Genomic DNA, 23,021 nt, shown 5'->3' on the forward strand with positions numbered 1-23,021 from the left:
CTTTTGGCGAAATTTCAACCAGAAAAGATGCTTTTTAATGTCTAATTGGTGTGTAATTTTGTTAAATGTCTTGTGCGGTCTTTTATGCAAGGTTTTGTGGGTCAGGAGTTAGACTTATTTTTAAATAGATTCTATAAATATAAGATGACCGGATTCTTTTACCGGCAGTGAATTTGCAATATATTTGCAGCCTGAAAAACATTTTACCGATATGGGAAATAACTTGTTAAAAGGGAAACGGGGGATTATTTTCGGCGCCCTCAATGATATGTCTATCGCCTGGAAAGTTGCCGAACTGGCCCACGAAGAAGGAGCCACTTTCACTTTGTCCAACACGCATGTGGCCTGCCGCATGGGGGAGGTGACCAACCTGGCAGAGAAAACAGGAGCAACCTTGCTTCCTGCTGATGCCACCAATGTTGAAGATCTTGAAAATGTTTTCAAACAATCAACAGAAATTCTTGGCGGCAAAATCGACTTTGTGCTGCATTCTATCGGGATGTCTCTTAACGTACGAAAGAAGAGAGTCTATCACGATCTGGACTATAATTATCTTCAGAAAACACTGGACATTTCCGCTATTTCATTCCACAAAATGTTGCAGGTGGCTTTCAAGCTGGATGCAATGAGTGAATGGGGATCTGTGCTTGCACTTTCTTATGTGGCCGCTCAGCGCACCCTTTACGGATACAATGATATGGCCGATGCAAAAGCTTTGCTGGAGTCTATCGCCCGGAGTTTTGGATATATTTTCGGCCGTGAGCGTAAAGTCAGAGTCAACACCATTAGCCAGTCACCTACTGTAACAACTGCCGGTAGCGGAGTAAAAGGATTTGACGGTTTGGTGGATTTCGCCGATCGTATGTCACCTCTTGGCAATGCCGATGCACAGGATTGTGCCAATTTCTGTGCCCTCATGTTCTCAGACTATGCTCGAAAAGTTACCATGCAAAATCTTTATCACGATGGAGGATTTGCCAGTATGGGGATGAGCATGCGCGCTATGAAGCAATACAATAAGAGTTTTGATTCCGGAGAGTTGAGCGACATGTATTAAATGAATGCCCCGATACTTGTTCCTGAACTCAGGTTGTTGTTTGTCAGGCTTTTAGTGTCGACGGGGGACCTTGGTTAAAAGATCAGGATTCAGATTTTTTTGATTTTACTGATTTTAACCACTAAGAATCTAACATTCTATTGTTTATATGGCCATTCCAATTTTTGGGAATGGCCTTTTTATTAAGTATATTTGGAGCCGATTTTCAAAGGATGTATTTATTTCAAAGATTAACCGGGACTGGTGATTTTTTTAACCAATCGGATAATCTCAGCAAAAGAATAAAGATAAATGGACAAATACCAGATTAACCACCTTAAAGAGTTGGAAGCTGAATCCATTTTTGTGATTCGCGAAGTTGCCGCCCAGTTTGAGAACCCGGTGATGTTATTCTCTGGCGGGAAAGATTCTATTGTGATGTTTCATCTGGCCCGAAAGGCTTTCTGGCCTGCCAAGGTGCCTTTTCCGTTGATGCATATCGACACGGGGCATAACTTCCCGGAGACAATAAAATACCGCGACGATTTGATGGAGAAAACCGGTGCCCGCTGTATTGTGAAATATGTTCAGGACACCATTGATCAGGGTAAAGCGGTAGAAGAAACAGGCGTAAATGCCAGTCGCAACAAAATTCAAACCATCACTTTGCTGGATGCCATCGAACAAGAGAAGTTTGATGCTGCCATGGGTGGTGGACGACGCGATGAGGAAAAGGCACGTGCCAAAGAGCGTTTCTTTTCACATCGTGACGAATTTGGTCAGTGGGATCCTAAAAATCAGCGTCCCGAACTCTGGAACCTTTTCAACGGTAAAAAAAATATGGGAGAGCATTTTCGTGTATTCCCCATCAGTAACTGGACAGAGATGGATGTCTGGCAATACATCTATATGGAAGAGATTGAGCTTCCATCGCTTTACTTTACCCACAAAAGAGAAGTGTTTCAGCGAGATGGTGTGTGGATGGCGAAGGCTCCTTTCATGCAACTCAAAGAAGGTGAGAAACTCGAAATGCGTGACGTTCGTTGCCGTACCATTGGCGATGTAACCTGTACCGGAGTTACTCTTTCTACGGCAAATAATCTTCAGGACATTATTCAGGAAGTGGCAGCAACCCGCGTTACAGAACGCGGTGGTCGGGCCGATGATAAACGTTCTGAATCCGCCATGGAAGATCGCAAACGCGAGGGATATTTTTAGGGTTCAGGGTTCTGAGTTCAGGGTTTCGAGTTGAATCTCAATAAAAAATAAATTAATAATTGATCATTGATAATTGATCATTGATAATTGAATAAAATGAGTGGAAAAGAATCCGGATATTTAGATATGGAGCTTTTGCGTTTTACCACAGCAGGTAGCGTGGACGATGGCAAAAGCACACTAATTGGTCGTTTATTGTTCGACTCTAAAGCCATTTTTGAAGACCAGATGGAAGCCATCGAAAAGGCAAGTCTTCGTTCGGGTGGCGAAGATGTAAACCTTGCTTTGCTGACCGATGGTCTGAAGGCTGAAAGAGAGCAGGGAATTACCATTGATGTGGCTTACCGATACTTTGCCACCCCCAAAAGGAAATTTATTATCGCCGATACTCCCGGGCATATCCAATACACACGGAATATGGTAACGGGTGCCAGTACGGCCAATGCAGCCATTATTCTGGTGGATGCACGTCATGGTGTTCTTGAGCAGACCCGCCGGCATACTTATATTGCTTCATTGCTCCAAATCCCGCATATCATCATCTGTGTGAATAAGATGGATTTGGTGGATTATAAGCAGGAGGTATTTGAGGAAATAAAATCTGATGTAGAGGCCATTTCTTCCAAGCTTAGTGTGAAAGATGTTCGTTACGTCCCCATTAGCGCCCTGGTAGGTGACAATGTGGTGGATCGCTCTAAAAATATGGATTGGTATGAGGGGCCAACCTTGATGTATCTTCTTGAAAATCTGCATATCGGAAGTGATATCAATCGTGACGACTTTAGGATGCCCGTACAGTATGTGATTCGTCCCCAGTCGAAAGATTATCCCGATTATCGTGGTTATGGTGGTCGTATAATGAGCGGTAGCCTCAATGTGGGTGATACTGTGAAGGTATTGCCATCAGGGTTTACTTCTAAAGTTAAAACCATCGACTTGTTTACTGAAAGTCTGCAGAAAGCCTTTGCTCCTCAGTCGGTTTCGGTACAACTGGAAGATGACATTGACATTAGTCGGGGAGATATGCTCGTTAAAGAAACCAACGGACATGAGCCGATCGTCAGCCAGGATATTGATGTGATGCTTTGCTGGTTCAATGAGCGGAAAATGATTCCGGGAGGTAAATATACTTTGCGTCAGACAAGTGCCGAAATGCGTTGTATGATTAAGAGTGTTGATTACAAGATGAATATCAATACACTTGAAAATGATCCTGATGATTTGGAGGTGAACATGAACGATATTGTTCGCGTGAAGCTTAGAACCACTAAACCTTTGTTCTACGATTCCTACAATGTCAATCGTAATACCGGAAGTCTGGTGCTTATTGATGAGACTACCAACGAAACAGTTGCCGCAGGAATGATTGTGTAACGCAATTTTTGAATGAATATATAAAGACCGTCAATACCGCAGGGTGTTGACGGTCTTTTTTTTGGACATATTGAGATGACTATTAATAAAAGTTAATTGCCGAAAACTATTTTGGTTTTTTTAGTTTTCGGCATACATTTGTTTTTCTCAAAATTACTGGATGGATATCAGAGAACGCATAATCACGGGAGCCGGTAAACTCTTTTATTCCAAAGGGATAAAGCGGGTTACGATGGATGATATTTCCACAGAGATTGGTATGTCCAAGCGAACCATTTATGAAAATTTCCGCGATAAGACCGAAATACTCCGTGCAACGGTGGATTTTCTGAGTGATAAACACCGTCAGGAGGTGGATCAGATGCAGAGTGGGTCAGGGAATGTGATGGAGGTAATCATTAAAATTCTTCTTTACGGTTTGAAAAGCATCGATTTGGTTTCTCCCATGTATCTGGAGGATATGCAGAAATTTTATCCACTGCTTTGGGAGGAGACGATTCAAAGGGGCCGGATATCTGCTCAAAAGCAGTTGCAGGATTTATTGGAACGCGGAAAAAAGGAGGGGCTTTTCAGGTCTGAAATTAACACCGGGTTGGTTGCCAGGATTTTTTATGAGCAACTGAACCTGATTCACAGCAATGAAGCTTTCCCTATCGAGGAGTTTCCACGTAAGGAGTTGTTCGAGAATATGTTTCTCAACTTTGCACGTGGAATCTCTACCCGCAAGGGTGTGGAGGTGATGGAGGAGTTGTTGGTAAGATCCAGTTATTGATTCATTGTTGGCAGGGGTGGTTCCCGGTTATTGACTGAAGTAAAAATCAGGACCGGACTGTTTTGGGTGACCATTTTTTATGTGCGAAGTTTTAGGATTTATAAAGAACTTGAGAATATGACACAAATGAGATCATTAGGAAAATTTTTTCTGCCGCTGGTTTTGAGTTTGTTGGTGTTTTCTGCCAAAACTATGGCTCAGGAAGAGGCCGGGAACGATACACTTTATCTTTCCATTGGGGAAGCAGTGGAGATTGCATTGTCGGATAACCCGGGAATAAAGGTAGCGGACAAGGAGATTACAAAAGTGGATTACTCCCGAAAAGAGGCCTGGGCTGGGCTTATCCCCTCTGTTTCTGCAGAAGGGAGCTACAACCGGAATGTAAAAAAACCGGTTATGTTTCTTTCGGAGGATATGGCTGCCGGGTTTGGAGGTAACACTACCATCGAGATTGGTTCGGACAACAGTTATTCCGGGGCCATCACAGCCGCCATGCCATTGTTTAATATGTCGCTGTTTCGTAACATTCAGATGACTGAGGTGCAAATGGAAAGCGCTCTTGAGTCGGCACGTCAGTCAAGAATAAATATGATCAGTGAGGTTAAAAAGGCTTATTTCAATTGTTTGTTGGCCAATGATTCTTACAATGTTATGAAACGCAGTATCCGGAACGCCCGGGAGAATTATGACAATATCAAACGGCTTTTTGAACAGGGAGCTGCGGCCGAATATGATGTGATTCGTTCCGAAGTACAGGTTCGGAATCTGGAACCGTCACTGACAGAAGCAAGAAACGGGCGTGAAGTGTCGGTTTTGATGCTAAAAATTTTATTGGGACTGGAGCGGGATATGCCTGTTAAGTTTAAGGAAGATCTGTTGACTTTTAATCAATTAATTGAAACCATGCCACCGGCACCACAGCAGGATATTTCCAACAATAGTGATATCAGGCAACTCAATGTTCAGGAACTTCAACTGGACAAACAGTTTGATCTTACAAGGGCACAACGTTTTCCGACATTGTCCGCTTTTGTCAATTTTCAGTATCAGACGCAGGCCAACCACTTCCGGTTTAATGAATATGAATGGGCAAAGCCTGTGGTTGCCGGTTTGCAGTTACAAGTGCCCATCTTTAGCGGGTTCTCAAAGCGTTATCAGGAGAAGCAGGTGGAAATCAGTATGGAACAACTTTCTTTTCAGCGCGAAAACGTGGAACGACAGGTTTCTGTGTCGGTTCTTAATGCACATTCACAAATGGAAGCTGCAGCCGAAAAGGTGGAGTCAGGAAAAGTGGGAGTTAAACAAGCCGAGCGAGGTTACAAAATTGCCCAAACCCGTTACGAAACAGGGGTGGGAACATTACTTGAGCTGAATGATGCAGAGGTGGCTCTCACCCAGTCACAACTGAATTTGAATCAGGCGCGTTTTGAGTTTTTATCTGCCCGGGCAGAGTATGAGAAACTTCTTGGTAATTCGTTGCCCGGGGAAAATTGAATTTCATCAATTAATAAAGTATTTAGGTCAGTAAACCAATAACTCATAATACAATAAGACATGAAAACCAGTGTGTTAAGCTATAAAGTTCTGTGGTTATCCATCCTTTTATCGGGTGCTGTGGCTTGTTCTGGACCGGCGGAAGAAAAAAATGAGGATTCTGCGGAAGAGATTAAGAAAGTGGAAACAGCCTTTTCCGAAATTAAAGAGGTGGATCAGAAAATGACTTTAACCGGAAATGTGGAGCCCTTGGAACAGAATATTATCAGTCCTTCCATGCAGCTGCGCATTCAGAAGATATTTGTTGAGGTCGGAGATCCTGTTCGAAAGGGACAATTGTTGGTGCAAATGGATCCGTCGCAGTTGGTTCAGACCCAGTTGCAACTGGCGCACCTGGAAAAGGAATTTGCCAGACTGGATACATTACACAAAGCGGGAAGTGTCTCTCAGCAACAACTTGATCAGATGCGCACTGAGCTTGATGTGACGCGATCTGCATATGAAAACCTGAAAGAAAATACCAGACTGGTTTCTCCCATAACTGGAATCGTTACCTCCCGAAATTTCGAAAACGGAGATATGTACTCCATGGCTAAGGGGGCTGGCATTCTTACTATTATGCAAATTAATCCCGTTCAGGTGGATGTGCATATTCCGGAAGCTTTTTTCCCGCTTGTTAAAAATGGAATGCCCGTTTCAATGGAACTGGATGTTTATCCTGAGGATGATTTTGAAGGAAAGGTTTATCTGAAATATCCGACCATTGATCCCAATACCCGCACTTTCACTGTCGAAACCAGGTTCTCCAATCAGGAAGAGAAGATTCGCCCGGGTATGTTTGGCCGTGTGAATATGGTATTTGAAACTCTGGAGCGGGTTACCGTACCCGATTTGGCAGTTCAGCGACAGCAGGGGACCAATGATAAGTTTGTATTTGTTGTGGAGGATGGCAAGGTAATCCGTCGCGTTGTGGAGTTGGGACGGAGAATTGATGATTTTTATGAAATAACCGGGGGGCTGTCTGCCGGTCAAGAAGTGGTTATAGCAGGTCATGCCGGATTGCTGGATCAGACACCCGTGGAAGTCGTCAAGTAACCAGGAAGGATGCCGGTGAAATGACAATCACAAAATATATAGAAAGTTCTGAGTCATCGTAGTGTCCTTTTTAATTGATTTATTAATCAGATAATTATCAGACAATGAGTATATACGAAAAGGCGGTAAAAAAGCCGATATCAGTGATTTTGATATTTGTCGGGGTAATCATCATGGGGATGTTTTCGCTTCGGTATCTTCCCATTGATCTCTATCCTGAAATTGACCCGCCCATTGTGAGTATTTTTACCTTCTATCAGGGTGCCAGTGCGGCAGATATTGAAACCAATGTTACCCGGATTCTGGAAGACAACCTAAATACGGTGAATAACCTTAAGGAGTTGACTTCCACATCAAAGGATAATACTTCTTTGGTGATGCTGGAGTTTGAGTGGGGAACCAATCTGGACGAAGCAACCAATGATATCAGGGATGCTTTGGGCAGGGTGGAATCCTATCTTCCCGAGGGAGTTGAGAAACCCATTATTTTCAAGTTCAGCACCAGTATGATTCCCATTATGCTGCTTTCTGCCACGGCGGAGGAGAGTTATCCTGCCCTCACAAAAATTCTGGATGAAGGAATTGTGAATCCGCTCAACCGCATCGAAGGGGTAGGGGCTGTCTCTTTATCCGGAGGTCCGAAGCGGGAGATACAGGTGAATGTTGATCCACGGAAAATTGAGGCATACAACATGTCTGTGGAACAAATTGGAGCGGTTATCGGTCAGGAAAACATTAATCTTCCAGGAGGTAACCTTGATATTGGGAGTCATCGGTATCCCGTGCGAGTGGAGGGAGAATTCAAATCAAGTGATGAACTGAAGCACCTGGTTTTGGGGAACTTTCAGGGACGCATCATTCGTTTGTCTGACGTGGCTACTGTAAAAGATACGCTGGCCGAAACAACCATCGACGAACGCGCCAATGGTCGTGTGGGGGCACGAATTGTGATTCAGAAGCAATCGGGTGCCAATTCGGTGGAAATTGCTCAGGAGGTGAGAGACCGATTGCCGGTGCTGATGAAAAATCTGCCACCGGATGTGGAGATTGAGACCATTTTTGATACCTCTGAGTTTATTGAAAACTCCATCAGCAGTCTGGCCAACACCGTGATGTATGCCGGGATCTTTGTGGTTCTGGTGGTTCTGTTTTTTCTGGGACGCTGGCGGGCAACCTTTATCATTATCTTAACGATCCCTGTTTCACTGATTGTTTCTTTTATTTACCTGTATGCAACAGGGAATACCTTGAATATCATTTCTCTGTCATCACTGTCTATTGCTATTGGAATGGTGGTGGATGATGCTATTGTGGTACTGGAAAATATAACCCACCACATTGAAAAGGGGAGTTCTCCCCGTGAAGCAGCCATTTACGGGACCAATGAGGTGGGGCTTGCCGTTGTGGCTACCACACTTACAGTTGTGGCTGTGTTCTTTCCTTTAACGCTGGTTCAGGGATTGAGTGGTATCATGTTTCGCCAGTTGGGAATGATTGTTACTTTGGTGGTGATTGTATCCACCATAGCCGCATTGACTCTTACACCCATGCTTTCTTCGCAGATGCTGCGACTGATGCCGCCGCGTAAAAAGGGAATTGCTAAAGCTGTATTTGGAACTTTTGAAAAATTTCTGGTATGGCTCGATAATGTTTACGAGAAAACACTCGGTTTTGCCGTCCGACATCGTGTGATGGTGGTTATTGTTTCCGTAATCATCTTTGTTGCCAGTATTTCACTGGTTTCATTAGTGGGAACGGAGTTTATTCCACCTGCTGACAATGCACGGATTGAGGCAACTGTTGAGCTTCCCATGAGTTTACGGCTGGAGAAAACTCAAAAAGTTGCCCGTGATCTGGAGAATATCTGGCAGGAGAAATACCCTGAGATAGAGGTAATTTCCACGAGTGCCGGTGTGGCAGACGAAGAAAATATTTTTTCGGCATTTGGAGAGAACGGGACCCACGTGATTAACTTCACCATGCGATTGTCCAACAGTTCGGAGCGTGAAAGAGATATTTATCAGATAGGAGATTTGATGCGTCAGGATTTGGACAGCGTTACTTTGCTCAAGGATTACACTGTTTCTCCGGGAGGTAGCGGAGGCGGTATGGGCAGCGGTGCCAGTACTGTTGAAGTTATTGTTTCCGGATACAATTTGGAGGAGACCGGAAAGGTAGCTGATCATTTTATGGAGAAATTAGAAGATATGGAGGGGCTTCGCGACGTTGATATCAGTCGGGATGATCCCAAAATGGAATATCAGCTGGTGCTTGATCGTGAGAAGCTTGGTATCTACGGACTTAACACAGCCACTGTTGCAAATGCCATGCGAAATCGAATCAACGGACTGATTGCAGCTCAATACCGGGAGGATGGTGATGAGTATGATGTGAGAGTTCGTTTTTCAGAACCCTTTAGGGAATCTATTGAATCTGTTGAAAATATTTTGGTTTATAATCCGCAGGGGGAAGCTATTCGGATCCGTGAAGTAGGAAGCGTGGAGGAATATATGGCGCCTCTTTCTATCGAGCGCAGAAACCGTCAGAGGGTAATTACCGTTACGGGATCTCTTTACGATGCTTCCATTACTGATGTAGTAAACGAGATAAATGCCGAAGTAGAACGAATGGATCTGCCACAGGGAGTGGGGATTGATATTGGCGGAACTGCAGAAGATCAGCAGGAATCCTTCGCAGATTTGGGTTTGTTGTTGGTTTTGATCATCATTCTGGTTTATATTGTAATGGCATCTCAGTTTGAGTCCCTGCGTTCGCCGTTTATTATCATGCTAACTCTGCCATTTGCTTTTACCGGAGTTTTTATTGCCCTCTTCATCACGGGTACTACGCTCAACCTCATTTCAATGATTGGAGGAGTGATGCTGGTGGGAATTGTGGTGAAAAACGGTATTGTGCTCATCGACTATATCAATTTGTTGCGCGACCGGGGTATGTCTTTGGTTCAGGCTGTGGTTGCCGGAGGTAAATCCAGACTACGACCCGTATTGATGACAACACTTACCACCATTCTGGGAATGTTGCCTTTGGCCATTGGCATTGGTGAAGGAGCCGAAATCTGGCGCCCTATGGGTGTTGCTATTATCGGGGGACTGACAGTTTCCACCATGCTTACATTGGTACTGATGCCTGTGGTTTACACCATGTTTGGTGCCAACCGCATGAAGAGTGAACGAAAACGAATCGCTAAACTGGAAGAAAGTATTTGAGGGTTGAGGGGTGAGGGATGAGTCCCCAAACTCAGAACCCCGAACTCAGAACTCCGAAACACAAAACTAATTAAGATGAAGACAGTATTTATCACATACAACCAGGCGCTTACTGAGAAAATCGAGCACATTCTTGATAAGCTTGCCATTCGTGGCTATACCCGATGGCCGCAGGTACAGGGACGGGGAACTAATGACGGGGAACCCCATCAGGGCACACATACCTGGCCGGCCATGAATGAGGCAATCATCACTGTTGTGGAAGAAGATCGTGTTGCCGGACTGCTGGAGCATCTGAATCACCTGAATGATAAGGCCGAAATGCAAGGGCTTAGAGCTTTTGTCTGGGATGCAGAGATCGGAGTTTAAAAGTGTTGGTAGTTTATTAAGCGGACACCAATGATCACCATATAAAAAGCAGGATTCCTTCATCTTGAAGAAACCCTGCTTTTTTCTATTCTCTAACTTCTATTCTCTAATTTCTAATTGCCATTCTCTAAGTCCTCTTCCCTACTCTAAAACCTCCACCCCAGAGTTACCGCCAAATGATGGTCTTTTGCAGTCATTTCGGCGGGTTGCTGAATGTCATCGGTCAATTCAGGCGAATAATACAGTGAGTGAATATAAGTTTCATGATTGTAGAGATAAGCCACATCAATGGTCATATTTCCGTTTCTGAAGCCAATACCTCCCGTAACATTGTAATGCTCGCCATCTGCATTCAGCAGGTTTTTATCCTGTTTGTAAGGATTCTGAAACATAGCGTAGCCACCCCGGAGTGATAACATCGGAGATACACGGTATTCGGCTCCGAATCTTAGATTGTGGGTTGCCCGGAATATTTCATTAATGGCGGTGTTGGTCGCATTAAACTGGGCTGTTTCGTTGATGTGGTTGTTTTTGCTGTTGTATTTCATGGATGAATAATCGGTGTATTCATAATCAACCGATACCAACCCTTTGGTTCCTATGATGTAGGCAAAACTACCAACGGCTTTTAGGGGGGTGCGGAAATTATAGGATATTTCGCCAAGATCAGAGGTTATCTCATAGTTGTCGGCATCGAAAAAATTTGCACGCGCTTTTGTATCATATTCCGTTTTCATTGAATAGTATGTCGGGGTATGCAGCGATGCCCCAATACGAATGCTGTTAATAGGTTTGTAGATGGCACCAATTTTAAAATTGAGACCTGTACCGGATGTCCGTTCATATTCGTCGAAGTAGAAATCATCCAGAATTTCAAATCCATTATCCAGTCTGTAATCAATGTATGCGTTGTAAACTTCATCACTACCCTGTTCGTAATGTTGAGTTTCAATTTTATTTTCAAGGGTAGCTATTCCCAGGCTGGCTCCCAAATAAAACTGATTGCTGAAGTTTGCACCAAAAGAGAAATCAAACAAGCCTGAATATCCCGATTCTGTCATCAGTTTCATTTGATTAACTCCGTTTACCGTACCCATCTCCAGGAATCCTTCCTCATTAATAAATTCAAAGGCCTGTATGTATTCATTAAGCTCACTGCCAGGGACCAATTCCGTCAGACGGGCGTCATACGCTATGCCTGTATAAAAATTATCCAGTTGCTGAGGTGCATAACCCAAAGAATTGTATGCGAAGGAGTGAAGTAGTGATGATTCAACGCCATCGGCCTGGATGAAACTTTTCCGGTTGTAATTATTGGTCCGGTTGTATCCGATTCCAAAATGAGTGCTGACCAGTCCGTTCTCAACTTCCCTCATCAGGCGGGATGTGCCTACATAGGAAATCTGATTAATTGGCACACTGAATTTATCGTCATTGGAAAGGTTTCCGTAGTAATCGCTTTCGGTTTGACCGAATATCAGGGAGGGGGTAAAGGAGAACTCACTGCTCCGATAAACGGCTATTCCTGCCGGGTTGATGCCAATGGCAGAGTAATCACCGCCAAGTGCCCCCATGGCACCACCAAGGCCAATGCTTCTGGCGGTTCCCGTAGGCTTTTGTGCGGAAAATCGCAAAGCATGATCCTCTGTTTGTGCATTGATGGAGGTGGTTATTAGCAATAATGCTGTTGCAAAATACAAATACTTTGTCATAGTCATAGGTTTGAAAGTTTCTCTCACGCAAGTCGATGTATGATTTGCGTGAGAGAGAAAATATTGTGTAACGAGCCTGGCAATGGTTGCCTCAAAAGAACCTATAGGCGTTTCTCTATGCGGGTTCTATCCGGCTTAAATAGTTGAAATAAATCCGGATGCAACAAGGATACCTGTCTTTATCGTCTTCCGCTGCGTACAGTACTTCCGCTGCTTGAACCGCTGCTGCTTCTGGATCCTGATGAGGAAGAACTACTTCCGGAATAGGACGATCTGCTTGAGCTGCTACTTGATCTGCTTGGCGTATAGCTACTGTTAGATGAGGAGCTACGCTGGGCAGGTGTGTAGGTGCTTCGTTGCACACTGGACCGCTGACGGGTGCTGCTGCCACTGTTGTATGTTCTTGTGGGAGTAGAGACCGACCGCTGTTGGGTTGAACTTCCGGTTTTCAATGAGCTTTCAGAGCGTGTTCTTGTATTGGTTCCTGTTGGCCGGGTGTATGTACTTGTCCTGTTGTACGATGGTTTGGAAGCGTTTTCCGGCTGACTGTAAGTCGGGGCGGAGCTTCTTCTTGTTCTGGATTGAACGGTTCCGGTTGAAGCTCCTGTACTTCTGTAGCGGGTTACACTTCTATCCTGAGAGTCCTGACCATCAGACTTAAGAGTGGCAGATCCCCTGATGATTCGTTGTGTGTTTCGATCCGGATTGGTAACTGTTGTACTTCCGTTTGAGTTACGAATAATTCGGGTGCCACTATCAGTTGTTCTGACGACACGTTCTTCACTTGTGGTACCCGTACGCTTAAGCGGAGTATAAGCACCACCTGATGATGTGTTGGAATATCTGGTGTTGGTTCCCATTGATGGTTTTATACCACGTTCCACATTTCTGTAATCTCTTTTACTGTCATTGCTATAATACCCGTGGTTGTAATAGGGTTGATGCCAATAACTGTAATATGAGTTGTGATAGTAAGGGCGATGATGGTAACCCCATCCGTAATAATAAGGGTCATAAAACGGATCGTAATATCCATATCCATACCAGGAGCTGTAAGAGGGATATCCCCAGGAGCTGTAACCAAACGACATGCTCCATGGACTTGACCACCGGTTGAAACGATAGGTGTCGTACCAGCGATTGCTCCAGGTAGGAAATGCATAGGCATAGTTTCCGTCCACATAAACATTCCAGTCGGGATCGTTGAAATAGACAAACTGGTTGTAAAGTGGTGAATAATATGGTATGCGATTAAATGGGCCGTGGAATCGAATCAGTCTTTCAGCATAATCACGGTCCATGCTGCTTCCATCGAAACCATCTACCCAATATCCGGTTTCATCGTTGTAATAAATCAATGTATCTACCTCTTCTGACTGGTCATCAGACAAAACAGATGCATATTTTTCCTGAATTTCAGAGAAGTCACGAACATCTTCCTGTTGACGGGCAATATTACTGTTTTCATATTCCCGAATCTGTCTGTTTTCTTCTCTTCTGGCTTGTTTTAGTTCCTCTTTGGCAATGGAAGGCACCGGAGCAAATGCCTGCTCACGGGTTTCCTGTGTCAAGTCCGGTGCATAGTAGATATCATCATAATACACTCCGGTTGATGCCATTTGGCCGGTAGTAGTGCATCCACCTGCCACTATCAGCAAAACAGCTGCGGTTGTTGTTAATAATAAGTTTTTCATAAGGCATCCTCCTGTTTGTTTCTGTTTTTTATGAAGCAAAATCTATACCAAAAGGTCATTTTTTTTGGTGAGTGTTAAAAAATGTTTTATGTTTCTTTGATTTGCTCCATTTTTTAAGGCTTCGTCCTATAAGTTGGACAGTACCGGTGCGGTTAGGTTTACTGGTCAAATAAAAAGGCCGGCAAGCATTGTAGTTGCCAGTCCTCCCACAGCAATGATGGATTCCATTACCGTCCATGATTGTAGTGTTTGTTTTTCGTTCATACGCAGATATTTTCCAACCAGCCAAAAGCCACTGTCGTTGACGTGCGATAAAAGGGTTGCTCCTGATGCGATGGACAATACTACCAGGGCCCGATGGGGATCTGTGAGCCCCATTTCCTGAATAAGTGGAGCCATAATTCCGGCAGCCGTAATCATCGCTACTGTTGCCGATCCCTGGGTTATTCTGACAATCGCTGCCAAAAGCCATGCCAGAAATATGGGAGGCAGAGAGGAGCCCGCCATTGATTCGGCCAGAATCTTCCCAATTCCGCTGTCCACCAGTACCTCTTTAAATACCCCGCCTGCTCCTGTTATTAAAATGATGATACCCGCCGGTCCAAGCGCTTTGGTGCTTAACTCTAAAACTTTATCCCGTGACATTCCTCTGCGAAGACATAAAAAATAGATGGCCAGTAAAGTTGCTATGATTAATGCTGAAAAAGGGTGCCCCAGAAACCGGATGGTATCGGTGAGTGCTGTTTTATTTAATATTCCCTGATCAACCAGAACTTCAGAGAGGGTATTCAATAAAATCAGGAATAGCGGAACACCTATTAAAAGGGCAATCAGTCTGAAGGAGGGCGGTTTCTGGGATATATCTTCCTGTGCCTTCTCTTTGGCAGAAATAATGTTTTCTTCCGGTGGTAAAACCATTATTTTCCTGGAAATATACTTGCCCCACACCGGCCCTGCAAGTACGGCTACCGGGAAGCCGAGGATAACTCCGAAAAGAATGACCCACCCCAATTGAACATTAATGATTTCTGCTACAGCCACCGGCCCCGGAGTTGGTGGTATGAAACTGTGGGTTACTGCCAGGCCGGCCAGTAACGGGATTCCGTAATACAATAATGATTTTTTGGTGTCACGAGCCATGGCATAAATGATGGGAACTAAAATGATGAATCCCACATCGAAGAACACAGGGATGGCTACGATGAATCCTGTTAGAACCATTGCTGAAGGAGCCCGTTTTTCTCCAAATTTTTTTATTAAAGAATGAGCCAGGGCTACAGCACCGCCGGAACTTTCCAGCATCTGCCCGAAAATGGCCCCCAAACCGACGACTGTGGCGACAAAGCCCAGTGTTCCTCCCATTCCATTCTGAATGCTGTTGATGACTGACTGGGGAGACATACCCGATAACAACCCCACATAGATGGAGACCATCAACAGGGATATGAAAGCACTGATTTTTAGTTTTAGTACTAAAAACAAGAGAACAGCAACTGCGGAAACAACAATAAAAATAATGTACGGGGTTGACATTTCAGGTTGTTTAGAGTTTTGTAATCCGGATTATTTCACATAAACATCATTCGTCTCTGTAAATTAGCATTGTAAAATAACAAAAAGTTTGCTCATTTTTATTATTTTCGTGCCGCTTTAAGGGCATCTTTTTGTATAGTTATTTCATATACTGAGGATGTTTTGAATAGAAATTTCACTTATGTTGGATGAACCGGTATTGGTGCTTTTTTCCGGTTTATCTGACACAAATATCTTAAATATATCATGGCAAAAGTTTTGACCCCAAGAAGTGAGAGTTATGCGCAGTGGTACAATGATTTGGTAATTAAAGCCGGATTGGCAGAGAATTCTGCTGTTCGTGGATGTATGGTTATCAAGCCCTATGGTTATGCAATTTGGGAAAAAATGCAGCGGGTGCTGGACGATAAGTTTAAGGAAACCGGTCATCAGAATGCATATTTCCCGTTGTTTATTCCAAAATCCTTTTTTAGTAAAGAGGCCGACCACGTAGAGGGATTTGCCAAGGAGTGTGCCGTGGTAACTCATTATCGTTTGAAGAATAATCCGGATGGCAGCGGTGTTGTGGTGGATCCTGATGCTAAACTGGAGGAGGAGTATATTGTTCGTCCGACTTCGGAAACCATTATATGGAATACTTATAAGGACTGGATACAGTCATACCGGGATCTCCCAATTAAAATAAATCAGTGGGCCAATGTGGTTCGCTGGGAAATGCGGACCCGATTGTTTTTACGTACTGCCGAGTTTCTCTGGCAGGAGGGACATACTGCACATGCCACAAAAGAGGAGGCTATTGAGGAAGCTGAAACAATGCTGAAGGTATATGCCGATTTTGCCGAAAATTATATGGCGATGCCTGTTGTCCAGGGTTATAAGACTGCCAGTGAGCGTTTTGCTGGTGCGGTGGAGACGTTAACCATTGAAGCTTTGATGCAGGATGGAAAGGCTTTGCAATCAGGTACTTCCCACTTTTTGGGACAGAACTTCGCAAAGGTTTTTGATGTTAAATATCAGAGTAAAGAAGGCAAAGAAGAGTATGTGTGGGCTACTTCATGGGGTGTTTCTACCCGTTTGATGGGGGCGCTTATTATGGCACATTCCGACGATAACGGTTTGGTACTTCCTCCTAAACTTGCACCTATTCAGGTGGTTATTGTTCCCATTTACCGAAAGGAAGAAGAACTGAGGCAGGTGGTGGAGAAAGCTGATAAAATTGCAGCAGCCCTTAAGAAGTTCGGTATTTCGGTTAAGGTGGATGATGACGACAATCACAAGCCGGGATGGAAGTTTGCTCAGTATGAATTGCAAGGGGTCCCATTGCGGATAGCTATTGGACCGCGTGATTTGCAAAACGGTACGGTGGAGCTTGCACGCAGGGATACACTGACCAAAGAGGTGGTTGCGGTGGATGGCCTTGAAAATCACATTAATGATTTGTTGGAGGAGATTCAGGACAGCATTTATCAGCGAGCCATTGATTTCAGAAAAGAGAATACCCGAACTGTTGAGACCTATGAGGAATTTAAAAAGGTTCTTGATGAAAAGGGTGGCTTCATCATGGCGCACTGGGATGGTACTGAGGAGACAGAAGAGAAAATCAAACAGGAAACTAAAGCTACTGTGCGGTGTATTCCTATCGATGGTCCCAAAGAACCCGGAAAGTGCATGGTAACAGGAAAACCTTCCGAAAGAATGGTGGTTTTTGCACGTGCCTATTAATTTTGAAGATAATAACAAGATTATTATAAGTCTGTAAGTGTTTTCCACAGCCGTTTTCAACGTGACTGTGGAAAACATAAAACGGATTTTTTACCTTTCTTAGAGAAGCCGGCTGTTTCGAAGCTTTGTACTTCCTAACATGGGGTTGTCCCAAAAGGTACAAAGCACAAAAAAATGTCATGTTTAGCGTAATCGAAACATCTGTCTTTCAAACAATCAGATTCTTCGACAAGCTACCAATGACAGATTAGGTGCGGCGGATTCCGATCCGCCGTTAGAGACGAAACGGCGGATCGGAATCCGCCGCACCTGCTCAACAAATAACCTTTCCTCGAGTTTTAACATTGAGCATATCAGCTTGTTATCTTCCAAAATTTAATTGAGGTAGGTACTCAGAATGATATCAAAACCTGCCTTTTTGGACAGCCTCCTATTCTCATGATCTCTTTAATCCGGTTAATTCCTTTTAATTTTGCGAAAAGCCGGCTATATTGGAATCTTGATCTGCACATGTATTTCATGGCTCAGGCAGAGGAGAATTCACGTCAAGCATTCTCCTGACAGGCCTTGGCACAATCATTTTACCTCAATTACAGCCTCAACCTCAACCTCAGCCTTCCTCTCACTTAATATTATGACTTCCCTCAATACAGAGTTCGTCTTATTTTTTTATCTTGCAGACAACAAATAAAAACTTATATTATGACTTCTATAGTTGACAGATTTATCAAATACACCAAAATCGATACCCAGTCGGATCCCAATACAGGTCTGACACCCAGCACTCCCGGTCAGATGAAGTTTTCCCGAGAATTGGCTGAAGAACTCAAAACCATCGGCCTGGAAGATGTGGAGCTTGATGACAACGGATACATTATGGCCACTGTTCCTTCCAATATTGAGGAGGATGTTCCGGTGGTTGGTTTTATTGCCCATGTGGACACGAGCCCTGATTTTTCGGGTAAGAATGTTTCTCCGAAAATTGTTGAGGAGTATGACGGTGGTGAAATAGTGCTGGATGCGGAGAATAATATTTCGCTTAAACCGGCTGAATTCCCGGAGTTGAAGCAATACATCGGACAAAAAATTATTAGCACGGACGGAAGCACCCTTCTGGGGGCAGATGATAAAGCAGGTGTTGCAGCGATTGTATCTGCCATGGAATACCTGATTAAACATCCGGAAGTAAGGCATGGAAAAATAAGGGTTGGTTTTACCCCTGATGAGGAGATTGGAGAGGGAGCAGACCTGTTCAATGTGGAGAAATTTGGAGCGGAATTTGCTTATACCATTGATGGAGGTGAGATTGGTGAACTGGAATATGAAAATTTCAATGCAGCCATGGCTAAAGTTACGGCACATGGTCGCAATGTACATCCGGGGTATGCCCGGGGGAAGATGCGCAACTCCATCAGGATTGCCAACCAGTTGATTGCAATGTTGCCTCGTCATGAAACACCTGAACATTCTGATGGGTATGAGGGTTTTTATCATTTGATGTCTTTTAACGGAGATGTGGAAAAAACGGAGATGCAGTTTTTGATTCGTGACTTCAAACGGGATCGTTTCGAAGACAGGAAAAAAGAGATGGAACACCTTGTTAGGAAGGTAAACCATGAATTTGGCGAAGGTGCCATGGACCTGGACATCAAAGATCAGTATTACAATATGCGGGAGAAAATAGAGCCCGTGAAATATATCGTTGATTTGGCCGAACAGGCTATGAAAGACGTTGGTGTTGTTCCTAAAATTAAGCCTATCAGAGGGGGAACCGATGGCGCACGCCTGGCCTTTATGGGCTTGCCAACGCCCAACATCTTTGCCGGAGGACACAATTTTCACGGACGCTTTGAGTTTCTGCCTGTTCCATCCCTGGAAAAGGCTATGGAGGTGGTGCTGAAAATTGCAGAACTGGTACCTTCGGTAAAAAAAGTGTAAATTGAGTATATGAAGAGATTAATTTTAGTAAGACATGCCAAGACTGAACCGCTGACTGATGCGGAAAATGATTTTTCGCGTCAGTTGAAAAAGCGGGGACATAAAGATGCAAGAATGATTGCTGATCATCTGATTGGTAAAAGTCTGGTACCGGACGTTGTTATTTCAAGTCCGGCCCGGCGTGCCTTGCAAACGGCCAGGATTATGGCAGGCTCTTTCAGTATCCCGGAGGCCGATGTTCGGGAGGTGCCGTTTATTTATGACGGGTTTGCACTGGATGAACTTGTTAGTAAGATTGCCGAGCTTTCAGGAGATAAGGATTCTGTGATGGTGGTTGGGCACAATCCCGACATTGCTTTAATGGCCATCCAGTTTGCAGGTGACAATTTTTTCCATTTTCCTACTTCGGCTACTGCTGTTATTGGTTTCTCCGTTTCTGAATGGAGCCAGATAAAGGCAGGAGCGGGAAGAACGGAAATGTTTGTTTATCCCAAAGAACTGAAAGGAAAGAAAGATTAAAGAAAAAGCCCCCTCTTTATTACCGGGGGCTTTTAATTTTGTCAAAAAGATGTGTCAGGCCAAAACGCCCAGCTCAACCCGAAACTCAAAACCCTCAACTCCAAGCTCCAAAACTCCAAACTTTCACTGCCTGAGCAGTTTGCTCATCAACTTATTTTTGTTTACCAGGTTGTCGGGCATCAATTCCGGTGAACTGGTTCTGACCGGGCAAATATCAATACCTCCCCGTCGCGTATAAATGCAAGACACCATCAATTCTTCCGGTGAAAATTTATCCCACAAGCGCTTGTATATCATCTCACAGATCTCTTCGTGAAAATGATTTTCATTACGGATGGAGACCAGGTATTGTAACAGAGCAGTTTTGGCTGGAATGTTTTCCCCTTTCAGATGAATAAATGCGCTACCCCAATCGGGCTGAAAAGTTACCTTGCAGTTGCTGCGGAGCAGATGAGTGGCAACTTTCATGCTCTTTTCCTGCGTGTAGGGGGCTTCTTTCAACAACTCAGGTGCTTCCTGAAATTTTGAGAACGATGTTTCTTCAATTCCCGGTTGTTCTTCCAGAATTTCATAGTCCGTGAAATCGGCTTCTAAAGATTCTTCTTTTGAAAAAAAGGTGACTTCCGCCTTGGTTTCCAGAATTTTTTCCAGATCGGTTTTTATAATCCGGAGCACCATTGCAGTTCCTTCGGCAGGATTGTTTCCATATCGTTCCATGTTGAACCCGTTCAGATAGAGCTTCAACGACTTACTCTCCACAATGTTGGGGCTGTTGGCCGGATAAATAATTTTCAACAGTCCTGCTACCGGCATTCCTTTTTGGGTAAGAAAGCTTAGTTCGTAGGCATGCCATACATCAAATCCGGTGAAAGGAAGGTTGTGATCTTCCAGACCGTATATTTCCCGGTTGAGATGGCGTGGTACAGGTACCAGCACCTCCGGGGCATATTGTTTTGGGTATCTGGAAACTTTACCTAGATATTTGGCTTCGTTGCTCATAGTCCTTCGATAATTAGTGGCTTGCTGAAAAACTATTTAAATGCTAACAATGAATTAATTATAGTCAATGAATTCATTCATAGTGCAAGGTTTTTCAATTAAATCATACAAAAAGTATGTGCCTGAGTGATAAATAGTCAAAATGTCACTGTTCAAAATATTGTTTTTTTGCTAAACGATTCTTACCATTTGAAAGGCGCGGTGGCCTGTCCGTTTTCCGGGCCGGCGGATAGCGGGAAGCCAAAATGGGCGACTTTCAAGGCCTTGCGCAATGGCCGGAAATTTTGGCTTTCGCGGGCGGATAGGTTTAAACGGACTAGACCTTTTTAGTTCTTTTTGGGGCAATGCCAAAAAGGACAATAAAAAATATATTTTAAATAGGTCTGCTGACTTTTTCAGCAGACCCTAATTAAAGAGGCGAAAAATCTTATACCCCTGCTTTGGACCCAAACAGATCGATGTGTAATCGTGGGGCATAACGCCAACCATTGCTGATGGCCATTTCTGCTACCATGGCGGATGTGGTTTTCAACTCTTCGGGAGTGGCTCCCAGCGGCATCAGGAGAATATCCGCCGGGTTCCAGTTATTAAGATGAGCCAGAAATTCTTCCTTTATTTCGATGTAATCGTTGGGTTGCCCTACAACAAATTTAAGCTGCAATTCTTTGCCTGAAGCGTTGCAAAAGTCAATGTATTTTTGGAGTACCTCAATATTTCTTCGTTTTTCGGCGTGATAAGTCAGCGGTCCGTTGGGTTTCAATCCGTAGGCGGCCAGTTTTTGGGCTGAAGGATTGGAGTTCTTCAGTTTGGGGGAAATACTGAACAGGTCAATGTGTTGTGCCACATCTTCAGCAAAGATTGTTCCGTTGGTTTCGATGCTCAAATGTAGCTGTAATTCTTCCTTGAGGCGTGCGGAAAGCATTGCAAGGTGTCTGTGCTGAAGCATTGGTTCTCCACCTGTCAGAACCACGTGGTTGAGGTTTCCGATATTGTGTTGTACCAGAGTAAAGATGTCCTCCTGACTTAATTGGAGTTCCTGTTCTGCTTCAAATGAGGCATACGGAGTATCGCAGCGGCAGAATGAGCCGTCTGGAAGCGACCACATACAACGCAGATTGCATCCGGCAAGTCGTATAAACAATGAAGGAACCCCTGCCAGTTTGCCTTCGCCCTGTATGGTGCCGGAGGTTTTCATTCCAGTGGCAGGTATCGATTTCAACGGTTTGCCATGTTTATCCTTAGTTATGGGAAAAACGCCCTCGTTGGCCAGTACTATCTTGTTCATCGTATAAGTGCTTTATCTTCTATTCCGGCTTCTGCAAAGGCTTTGGCCCTCAGAAGACAGCTGTCGCAGGTTTCACAAGGCTTTTCACCACCCCGATAGCAACTCCAGGTCAACTCAAAGGGGACCCCCAGTTCCCGGCCCAATTGGATCTCCTCGGCTTTGGTCTTGTGCACAAACGGGGCATGAATCCGGATGGGGCGATTTTGCTCAGCGCCCATTACCGTACCTTTGTTTACCGCATTTTCCATAGCTTCAATGAATTCCTGACGACAATCCACGTAGCCGGAATAATCCACCTGACTAACCCCGATAAAGATCTCTGTAGCCTGAATGGCTTCGGCGTAAGATGCCGCAACTGATAAAAATACCATATTTCGGGCCGGTACGTAAGTAACAGGAATGTCCTGACGTGTGACGTCGCCGTTTTCCACTTCCATAGACTTGTCAGTAAGGGAAGAGCCTCCCCACTGATCCAGCTTCAGGGAAACTACCTGATGAGCTGCAACACCGGCTTCTTGTGCAATGGCTTTGGCCGCATGTAACTCACGATCGTGACGTTGACCATAGTCAAACGACAAGGCATGAATCTCAAACCCGCGCGATTTAGCCAGGTAGAGGGCAACGGCACTGTCGAGACCTCCCGATAATAACACAACTGCTCGCTTCATTGATGAAAAAGTTTTTAAAATATACCATACATCCGGCCATTTGGTCGGTGTAACCAATTAAAAACAGTTTCTTAACTTTTCCTGAAAAAAACATTGGGGAATGGAAGAACCGGAGAGAAATCTCCTGCAAAAGCACAGTTCCCGGCAACATCTGAAAAATACAGACGCCGGAAAATCAGCATTTATGCACATGCAGTCCATGGCCCATAGTTTTTTTTAGAGACAGGATGGTTTCGAACTGTCTTTCTGATTTAGGGTGCAAAGATACGAAAATATGAAATCCACAATCATGGTTTCATTCAAAATGTGCATTTTTGCACCTGATTTGTTTAAGCAGCCAAAAGATTTTGTATTGTGAGAAGTTGT

Annotated in this window: 17 protein-coding genes; 11 read left to right on the forward strand and 6 right to left on the reverse strand. The window is 44.2% G+C overall.

Going from position 1 to position 23,021, the window contains the following annotated elements; all coding sequences use genetic code 11:
* The first annotated feature begins 211 nt into the window (after positions 1-211).
* The 8 genes from BY457_RS05410 to BY457_RS05445 all read left to right on the forward strand — a co-directional run bounded on the left by BY457_RS05410 (position 212) and on the right by BY457_RS05445 (position 10,585).
* Positions 212-1,057 (forward strand): enoyl-ACP reductase FabI, encoded by an 846-nt coding sequence (locus BY457_RS05410; protein WP_010662477.1) that lies wholly within the window; start codon positions 212-214, stop codon positions 1,055-1,057.
* 291 nt (positions 1,058-1,348) lie between these two features.
* Positions 1,349-2,254, forward strand: coding sequence for a sulfate adenylyltransferase subunit CysD (gene cysD, locus BY457_RS05415; protein WP_106152305.1), 906 nt, complete (start codon positions 1,349-1,351; stop codon positions 2,252-2,254).
* 96 nt (positions 2,255-2,350) lie between these two features.
* On the forward strand, positions 2,351-3,628 hold the full coding sequence (locus BY457_RS05420) for a sulfate adenylyltransferase subunit 1 (protein ID WP_258176627.1): 1,278 nt from the start codon (positions 2,351-2,353) through the stop codon (positions 3,626-3,628).
* Positions 3,629-3,788: 160 nt separating this feature from the next.
* A complete protein-coding gene (locus BY457_RS05425; protein ID WP_106152306.1) occupies positions 3,789-4,400 on the forward strand; it encodes a TetR/AcrR family transcriptional regulator in 612 nt (203 codons plus the stop codon).
* 117 nt (positions 4,401-4,517) lie between these two features.
* Positions 4,518-5,894, forward strand: a complete 1,377-nt coding sequence (locus BY457_RS05430) for a TolC family protein (RefSeq protein ID WP_106152470.1) — start codon at positions 4,518-4,520, stop codon at positions 5,892-5,894.
* Between the two features lie 60 nt (positions 5,895-5,954).
* Positions 5,955-6,989, forward strand: a complete 1,035-nt coding sequence (locus BY457_RS05435) for an efflux RND transporter periplasmic adaptor subunit (RefSeq protein ID WP_106152307.1) — start codon at positions 5,955-5,957, stop codon at positions 6,987-6,989.
* Between the two features lie 104 nt (positions 6,990-7,093).
* Positions 7,094-10,216: an efflux RND transporter permease subunit gene (locus BY457_RS05440; protein ID WP_106152308.1), complete on the forward strand. Its 3,123-nt coding sequence runs from the start codon at positions 7,094-7,096 to the stop codon at positions 10,214-10,216.
* Positions 10,217-10,291: 75 nt separating this feature from the next.
* Positions 10,292-10,585 carry a PG0541 family transporter-associated protein gene (locus BY457_RS05445; RefSeq protein WP_106152309.1) on the forward strand — a complete coding sequence of 98 codons (294 nt, stop codon included), beginning with the start codon at positions 10,292-10,294 and terminating at the stop codon, positions 10,583-10,585.
* Positions 10,586-10,731: 146 nt separating this feature from the next.
* On the opposite strand, the gene BY457_RS05450 is transcribed toward BY457_RS05445, so the two are convergent.
* The 3 genes from BY457_RS05450 to BY457_RS05460 form a co-directional block, all read right to left on the reverse strand.
* A complete protein-coding gene (locus BY457_RS05450; RefSeq protein ID WP_258176628.1) occupies positions 10,732-12,297 on the reverse strand; it encodes an OmpP1/FadL family transporter in 1,566 nt (521 codons plus the stop codon).
* 179 nt (positions 12,298-12,476) lie between these two features.
* On the reverse strand, positions 12,477-13,991 hold the full coding sequence (locus BY457_RS05455) for a hypothetical protein (RefSeq protein WP_106152311.1): 1,515 nt from the start codon (positions 13,989-13,991) through the stop codon (positions 12,477-12,479).
* A 165-nt stretch (positions 13,992-14,156) separates the two neighbouring features.
* Positions 14,157-15,524, reverse strand: coding sequence for a GntP family permease (locus tag BY457_RS05460; protein ID WP_106152312.1), 1,368 nt, complete (start codon positions 15,522-15,524; stop codon positions 14,157-14,159).
* A 246-nt stretch (positions 15,525-15,770) separates the two neighbouring features.
* On the opposite strand from BY457_RS05460, the gene proS reads away from it, so the two are divergent.
* From proS to BY457_RS05475, 3 genes are all read left to right on the forward strand, one after another.
* Positions 15,771-17,246 (forward strand): proline--tRNA ligase, encoded by a 1,476-nt coding sequence (gene proS, locus BY457_RS05465; RefSeq protein WP_106152313.1) that lies wholly within the window; start codon positions 15,771-15,773, stop codon positions 17,244-17,246.
* A 702-nt stretch (positions 17,247-17,948) separates the two neighbouring features.
* A complete protein-coding gene (gene pepT / locus BY457_RS05470; protein ID WP_106152314.1) occupies positions 17,949-19,184 on the forward strand; it encodes a peptidase T in 1,236 nt (411 codons plus the stop codon).
* Positions 19,185-19,193: 9 nt separating this feature from the next.
* Positions 19,194-19,703: a SixA phosphatase family protein gene (locus tag BY457_RS05475; RefSeq protein ID WP_106152315.1), complete on the forward strand. Its 510-nt coding sequence runs from the start codon at positions 19,194-19,196 to the stop codon at positions 19,701-19,703.
* A gap of 123 nt (positions 19,704-19,826) precedes the next feature.
* Here BY457_RS05475 and BY457_RS05480 read toward each other — a convergent pair whose 3' ends face one another.
* From BY457_RS05480 to queC, 3 genes are all read right to left on the reverse strand, one after another.
* Positions 19,827-20,702 carry an NADPH-dependent 7-cyano-7-deazaguanine reductase QueF gene (locus tag BY457_RS05480; RefSeq protein ID WP_106152316.1) on the reverse strand — a complete coding sequence of 292 codons (876 nt, stop codon included), beginning with the start codon at positions 20,700-20,702 and terminating at the stop codon, positions 19,827-19,829.
* 427 nt (positions 20,703-21,129) lie between these two features.
* Complete coding sequence (locus BY457_RS05490) at positions 21,130-21,987, reverse strand: 7-carboxy-7-deazaguanine synthase QueE (RefSeq protein WP_106152318.1); 858 nt, start codon at positions 21,985-21,987, stop codon at positions 21,130-21,132.
* On the reverse strand, positions 21,984-22,655 hold the full coding sequence (gene queC, locus BY457_RS05495) for a 7-cyano-7-deazaguanine synthase QueC (protein ID WP_106152319.1): 672 nt from the start codon (positions 22,653-22,655) through the stop codon (positions 21,984-21,986). The genes BY457_RS05490 and queC overlap by 4 nt, the downstream gene beginning before the upstream one ends.
* Positions 22,656-23,021 lie beyond the last annotated feature (366 nt).

The organism is Marinilabilia salmonicolor (assembly GCF_003003035.1).
Lineage (GTDB): Bacteria > Bacteroidota > Bacteroidia > Bacteroidales > Marinilabiliaceae > Marinilabilia > Marinilabilia salmonicolor_A.